The following is a 731-nucleotide window of genomic DNA, read 5'->3' on the forward strand; positions in this document are numbered from 1 at the left end:
GGCGGCGGCGAAGGCGCGCTCATGGGCGCTGGCCTGGTTCCACCAGCCGCGCACCGTGTCGTTGTCGTGGGTCCCGGTGTAGCAGACGCGCGCGCGGCCAGTTGTGCGGCAGGAACTCGTGACCGCCATCGCCGCCGAAGCCGAACTGCAGGATCTTCATGCCCGGGTAGTTCAGCGCGTCGCGCAGCTCGTGCACGTCGGGCGTGATGAAGCCCAGGTCCTCCGCGACGATGGGCAGCTCGCCCAGCGACTTGGCGATCGCATCGAACAGCGCCTTGCCGGGGCCGGTCTTCCAGACGCCGCGGGTGGCGTCGGGGCTGTCGGCGGGGATCTCGTAATAGGCGGCGAAGCCGCGGAAGTGGTCGATGCGGAAGACGTCGGCCGAGCTGAGCATGCGTTTGACCGCGCGGTCCACCAGGCGAAGTGCTCATGGGCCATCTTGTCCCAGCGGTACATCGGATTGCCCCAGCGCTGTCCGGTGACCGACATCGCATCCGGCGGCACGCCGGCCACGACGGTGGTCTGGAACTGCTCGTCCAGCTCGTACAGGTCGGGGCGCGCCCAGCAGTCGGCGCTGTCGTGGGCGACGAAGATCGGCAGGTCGCCCATGATGTGGACGCCGCGTTCATTGGCATAGGCCTTGAGCGCGCGACCTGGGTGTCGAAGCACCACTGCACGAACTGCCAGAAGCCGACCTCGTCCGCGTACTGCTCGCGCGCCGCGGCCAGCGC

Annotated in this window: 1 pseudogene; it reads right to left on the minus strand. The window is 69.1% G+C overall.

Annotated elements, in window-relative coordinates:
• Window positions 1–609: pseudogene (locus FUT87_RS31905) on the minus strand (4-alpha-glucanotransferase); the annotation flags it as partial.
• Window positions 610–731 lie beyond the last annotated feature (122 nt).

This window comes from Mitsuaria sp. TWR114, assembly GCF_007997345.1.